At 63.6% G+C, this 1,355-nt stretch carries 1 protein-coding gene; it reads left to right on the forward strand.

Annotated elements, in window-relative coordinates; translation table 11 throughout:
* Window positions 1-51: 51 nt before the first annotated feature.
* A protein-coding gene (locus tag BST14_RS28065) for an IS3 family transposase (RefSeq protein WP_142279674.1) occupies window positions 52-1,313 on the forward strand; the annotation gives its coding sequence in 2 pieces (ribosomal slippage) (window positions 52-340 and window positions 340-1,313; 1,263 coding nt in all).
* Window positions 1,314-1,355 lie beyond the last annotated feature (42 nt).

The raw sequence follows: 1,355 nt of genomic DNA on the forward strand, positions 1-1,355 counted from the left end.
TGAACCGCCCCGGGATGTCTGGAGACTCCACTTCTTGGGAAGGTTGGAGTCATGTCAGGTGGTTCGTCGAGGAGGTATCCGCCGGAGTTGCGTGAGCGTGCGGTGCGGATGGTCGCCGAGATCAGCGCTCAGCACGATTCGGAGTGGTCAGCGATCAGCGAGGTCGCCCGGCTGCTGGGGGTTGGCTGCGCGGAGACGGTACGCAAATGGGTCCGTCAAGGCCAGATTGATGTCGGCGCCCGGCCCGGAACCACGACCGACGAGTCTGCTGAGTTGAAGCGATTACAGCGAGAGAACGCCGAATTGCGAAGGGCTAACGCTATTTTGAAGACAGCGTCAGCTTTCTTCGCGGCCGAGCTCGACCGGCCAGCACCCTAATCACCCGGTTCATCGCCGAGCATCAGGGTCGCCGCGACGGCCCTGATGGGCTGCGGTGGGGTGTCGAGTCGATCTGCACACAGCTAACCGAGTTAGGTGTGCCGATCGCCCCATCGACCTACTACGACCAGCTCAATCGTGAGCCCAGCCGCCGCCGGCGCCGTGAGGAGGCCCTCAAGACGGAGATCGACCGGGTTCATGCCGCCAACTACGGGGTTTACGGCGCCCGTAAGGTGTGGCTGGCGCTGAACCGCGAGGGCATCGGTGTGGCGCGCTGCACCGTCGAGCGGCTGATGGCTGAACTTGGTCTGACCGGAGCGATCCGGGGTAAAGCCCGCACGACCACCATCGCTGACCCGACGGCGGCGCGCCCGGCTGATCTCGTGCAGCGGCAGTTCGCCCCGCCGGCGCCCAATCGGTTGTGGGTCGCTGACCTGACTTATGTGTCGACCTGGTCGGGGTTTGCCTACGTGGCGTTTGTGGTCGATGCCTATGCGCGGCGGATCCTGGGTTGGCGGGTGGCGCCAACGATGGCGACCTCGATGGTGCTCGATGCCATCGAGCAGGCCATCTGGACGCGTCAACAGGAAGGCGTTCTCGATTTGAAAGATGTTGTCCACCACACGGATAGAGGGTCTCAATATACCTCGATCCGGTTCAGCGAACGCCTCGCCGAGGCGGGTATACAACCCTCAGTCGGGGCGGTCGGCAGCTCCTATGACAACGCGTTGGCCGAAACGATCAACGGCCTATACAAGACCGAGCTGATCAAACCTCGCAAGCCCTGGCGGACCGTCGAGGACATCGAGCTGGCCACCGCGCAATGGGTGGACTGGTTCAACCACCGCCGCCTCTACGAATACTGCGGCGATATCCCGCCCGCCGAGCTGGAGGCCGCCTACTACGCTCAGAATCGGAGACCAGCCGCTGGCTGAGTCCTCAAACCAGTAAGTCTCCGGACTCGCCGGGGCGGTTCA

It is taken from the genome of Mycobacterium arosiense ATCC BAA-1401 = DSM 45069, from assembly GCF_002086125.1.
In the GTDB taxonomy this organism is placed as follows: Bacteria; Actinomycetota; Actinomycetes; order Mycobacteriales; family Mycobacteriaceae; genus Mycobacterium; species Mycobacterium arosiense.